6 protein-coding genes are annotated in these 3,758 nt (G+C 71.0%); 5 read left to right on the top strand and 1 reads right to left on the bottom strand.

Going from position 1 to position 3,758, the window contains the following annotated elements; translation table 11 throughout:
• The 5 genes from Cch01nite_RS22470 to Cch01nite_RS22450 form a co-directional block, all read left to right on the top strand.
• Positions 1–544 (top strand): YbaB/EbfC family nucleoid-associated protein (locus Cch01nite_RS22470; RefSeq protein WP_203758752.1); only part of this gene is annotated, 544 nt, incomplete at its 5' end.
• Positions 541–861: a type VII secretion target gene (locus Cch01nite_RS22465; RefSeq protein WP_203758751.1), complete on the top strand. Its 321-nt coding sequence runs from the start codon at positions 541–543 to the stop codon at positions 859–861. The genes Cch01nite_RS22470 and Cch01nite_RS22465, both read left to right, overlap by 4 nt.
• Positions 858–2,222, top strand: a complete 1,365-nt coding sequence (locus tag Cch01nite_RS22460; protein WP_203758750.1) for an ADP-ribosyltransferase — start codon at positions 858–860, stop codon at positions 2,220–2,222. Before Cch01nite_RS22465 ends, Cch01nite_RS22460 begins: the two co-directional genes overlap by 4 nt.
• Positions 2,219–2,518 carry a hypothetical protein gene (locus Cch01nite_RS22455; RefSeq protein WP_203758749.1) on the top strand — a complete coding sequence of 100 codons (300 nt, stop codon included), beginning with the start codon at positions 2,219–2,221 and terminating at the stop codon, positions 2,516–2,518. The genes Cch01nite_RS22460 and Cch01nite_RS22455 overlap by 4 nt, the downstream gene beginning before the upstream one ends.
• Positions 2,515–3,021 (top strand): hypothetical protein, encoded by a 507-nt coding sequence (locus tag Cch01nite_RS22450; RefSeq protein ID WP_203758748.1) that lies wholly within the window; start codon positions 2,515–2,517, stop codon positions 3,019–3,021. The genes Cch01nite_RS22455 and Cch01nite_RS22450 overlap by 4 nt, the downstream gene beginning before the upstream one ends.
• 136 nt (positions 3,022–3,157) lie before the next feature.
• Here the strand turns inward: Cch01nite_RS22450 and Cch01nite_RS22445 are convergent.
• A partial coding sequence (locus Cch01nite_RS22445; RefSeq protein ID WP_203758747.1) for a hypothetical protein occupies positions 3,158–3,758 on the bottom strand: 601 nt, incomplete at its 5' end.

Below are 3,758 nucleotides of genomic sequence, written 5' to 3'. Positions count from 1 at the left end.
AGCCACCCCAAGACGGACAAACCCGGGCCTTGTGGACAACGGTCACCCGACAGCTCGACAGATGAACCACACCGCACCCGCCGCTGCTCCGCCCCGGTGGGGCGCTCCGGTGCTGGGCCTTTCGGTGGATGGGCTGCCCGGTGTGTGGGGGTTGCTGGTTAGGCTGCCGGGCGTGACGGGGTTCTACGACGATCCGGATGTGGCGTTGGCGCGGGTGGCGGCCGACATCGAGGCCGCCCGGCAGCGCGCAGAGCGTGCGGTCGAGGTGAAGGCGTCGATCGACCGGGTGCGTGGTCGGGCACGCAGCGCCCGTGGTGAGGTCACGGTCGAGACCGACGCGTCCGGGCAGGTCACCGACCTGGTTCTCGAGGAGACGGCGCTGAACCTGCGTGCGGTGGACCTGGCGGCGCTGATCCGTCAGACGATCCGCGCCGCGGCCCACGACGCCGGGACGCGCGCGGTCGCGGTCGCGGAGGACGCCTACGGCAAGGACTCGGCGATCAGTGCGCACCTGCGCGACGAGCTCGAGACCCGGTCGCGGTGAGCGACGGGTTCGAGGTCGACTCCGAGGTGCTGCGCCGCCACTCCACCCGTGTCTCCCAGGTCGCCGGGGACCTGTCCACGGCGCAGTCCGCGGTCGGCACGACCGACCTGCACGGTGGTGCGTTCGGGGTGCTGTGCTCGTTCCTGCCCGCGATCGTCGCCGGCGTCGACTCCGCGGCACGTGAGGCTGTCTCGGCGGTGCACGACGCATCCGAGGGTGTGGTGCATGAGCTCGGGTCGATGGCGCGGGCGTTCGACGAGGTCGACGAGCGTGTCGAGCAGGTCCTGCGCTCGATCGCCAAGGCCCTGGACCGGTGAGCGCGAACCCGCTGGTCGCGGGCCCGGTCGAGACCTCCACCGCGTTCGGAGGTGCCGGTCTGCTGGAGTCCGTGACCGACCTGTGCTCGGCGTTGCAGTCCGGGTCGTGGCTGTCGGCCGGGCTGGCCGGGGTCGGGGTCGCGCTGGACACCGCGGCGGCGGTGGTGGACCCGTTGGGGTCGCTGATCGGGGCCGGGCTGGGCTGGCTGATGGAGCACCTCGAGCCCCTCAAGGGCTGGCTGAACGACCTGACCGGTGACGCCGGTGCGGTGCTCGGGTTCGCCGGCACCTGGGGCAACGTCGCCAAGGCCATGGGGCAGGCCGGTGACGAGCTGACCCGGGTGGTCCGCGCCGACCTGGAAGCCATGACGGGCGAGTCCATCACCGCCTACTCCGCCTACGCGGACGGGCTGGCCGACCGGATCCGGGTCACCGGGGCGTCCGCGGGGTCGATCGGGTCGGCGTTGCAGGTGTGCGCGATGGTCGTGCAGGCGGTACACGACCTGGTCCGCGACACGCTGGCCCAGCTCGTCGGGTCGATCATCTCCTGGGCCGCCGAAGCGGTCTTCACCCTCGGTCTGGCGACCCCGGTGATCGTCGGGCAGGTCTCCACCCGGGTGTCGTCGCTGGCCACCCGGGTCGGGCGGTCGGTGACTGACGTGATCACCTCCGCCAAGTCCCTCAAAGGTCTGCTCGAAGCCCTCAAGGAAGCCCTCGCCGGCCTCGCCCGAAACGTCCGCACCAAGCTCCCCGGCGCCAAGACACCCACGACCCCCACGTCGCACACCGCCCTGCCCGACATCAGCGACATCCCTCACCCGAAGAACGGCGGCGACCTCGACAAGTGGGCGGACGAGGTCGCAGGTCGGCACCCCGAACTGACGCCCGACGAAGTCAAGGCGATCTACCGCTACACGACCGACCCCGGCTACAAAGAGATGAACGCCTACCTCCGCAACCCGTCGGCCTACTCGCCCGCGGACGCAGCGCGCATCCAGAGGGAAGTGGACGACGCGGTCTCGGGGATGGACAAGCTCCCCGACCACAGCGGAACCACCTACCGGGGGACGAACATGCCAGATCACGTTCTGGACGAATGGATGCCACGCAACCGGGTGAAGGACGACGCGTTCTGGTCGACGTCCACGTCGAGCCGCGTCGCCGACGACTTTCGGATACGCAACGGAGGGAACTCCATGATCACCATCGAGGGCGGTCACGGGACCGACGTCCAGGCGTTGTCCCACTTCGGCGACGAAGCGGAGATCCTCGTGCGGCCGGGGACGTACTACGACGTCGTCAGCCGGGACTGGAATCACGCTGGGTTCTGGGAGTTCGTGGCCCGTCAGGTCGGCTCGTGATCGAGCGTCCGGAAGACCGCGACCCGCGGCCCGACCCCGCAACATGGTCGGCCGACGAACTCGAGGGCAAGACGTCCGAGGAGCGCCTCGCCATCCTGCATGCCCTCCAGGCTCGATCCGAGGAGCAGGCGACCGCCCGCCGTGGTCGCCCACTTCGAGAGGGGGACATCAGCAGCACCAAGGGTGACTTCCCGGTCATCACGCGACTCGTCGGCCGCCATCTCCCGGACGGCACCTACGAGGACCTGACAGGCGCATCGGACCGCGTCAACCCCTCACGTGAGGAGCACGAGTGAACGACCCGGTCAGCGGATTTCTCGACGCGATCGCCAAGCTGCCCGACTTCAACGGCATCACCTTCCGGGGGTTCGACCCGTCGGCCGAGCAACCGCCCGTGCTCGGCGTCGTGACCGCGGTCCTCGCGTCCTCGCGGGACCCCAGGGTCGCCTCCGAGAACTTCTCCGGTGCACCGTTGCTCGTCCTGCTCAACCGCACCGGCCGGGACATCTCGACGTTCTCGGCCCAGCCGCAGGACGCCGAGGTCGTTGTCCGGCCGGGTACCACGTGGCGCAGGCTCACCGAGGTCGACGTCCCTGGCGTGACACCTCGACTGCTCGTGCTCGAAGAGCTCGACCTGTCCACGACTGCGCCGAGCCCCACCGAGTGGGGCGACACGCTTGCGGAGCTCACCGCCCGGGTCACCCGCATCGTCCAGCAAGCGCTCACCGCCGATCCGGTCTCCGTCTCGGTCGGCAAGTTCGTCGGCCCCTGGCCCGCCCAGATCCCGACCGGCTGGTGACCACGCAACAGGCGAGGCCGCGACGTGCTGCTGTCGGTGATGGGCGCCGTCTCGACTCCGTCACGCATGCCGCCCCCGGTGATCGTCTGCGCACAGGAAGCACAGTCGGCACCCGCTCGGGCGTCGGACCTGCGAGTCAGCCGACCGTGACGCCCGCCTGACGCAGCAGCCTCGTGGCTGTCGGGATGCAGGCAGGGCAGTCGGCGTCCCGCACGTGCGGAGTCGACGTCGGCTTCCCGACGAGCGCGCCGGCGCCGTCGTAGCCGGCCGCCAGCCTCTCCAGCGCCGTCGCGTACCGCGGACCGGCCGAGCCGAGGCTGTCGTCCGCGGCCATCGGGACGCGCGTCGGCCCGACGACCAGCTCGCACGTCCCGGAGAGGGTCGCCCGTGCCGTGACGACGAGCACCACGTGCTCGATCCTGCGGCGCAGGAACGTCCCCGCGATCCCCAGGGTCACGACGTCGACCGCGTCGATCAGGCACCCGCGACGCCACGCCGCACCGGTGTCACCGATCTCGACGAGGCGTGCGACCCACGGCGACCCCTGGCGCGCCAGCACGGCACCGACGTCCTGCGGTGCGACGACGAACCCCTGCACGACGAGCTCGCGGACGGCGTTGTCGACGGCACGGTCCGGGCTGTCGCGGACCTCGAGGCGCGCCGGCCGGACACGAGGTGCGAACAGCTCGAACCCCGGCTGGGTCGCGCCGGCGCCGCTCACGGCGACCCGGGCCGGG

Origin of the sequence: Cellulomonas chitinilytica (genome assembly GCF_016862675.1) — a bacterium.
Classification (GTDB): Bacteria; Actinomycetota; Actinomycetes; order Actinomycetales; family Cellulomonadaceae; genus Cellulomonas; species Cellulomonas chitinilytica.
The sequence above is the reverse complement of the archived record's forward strand: the minus strand, read 5'-3'. Positions and strand labels throughout refer to the sequence as shown.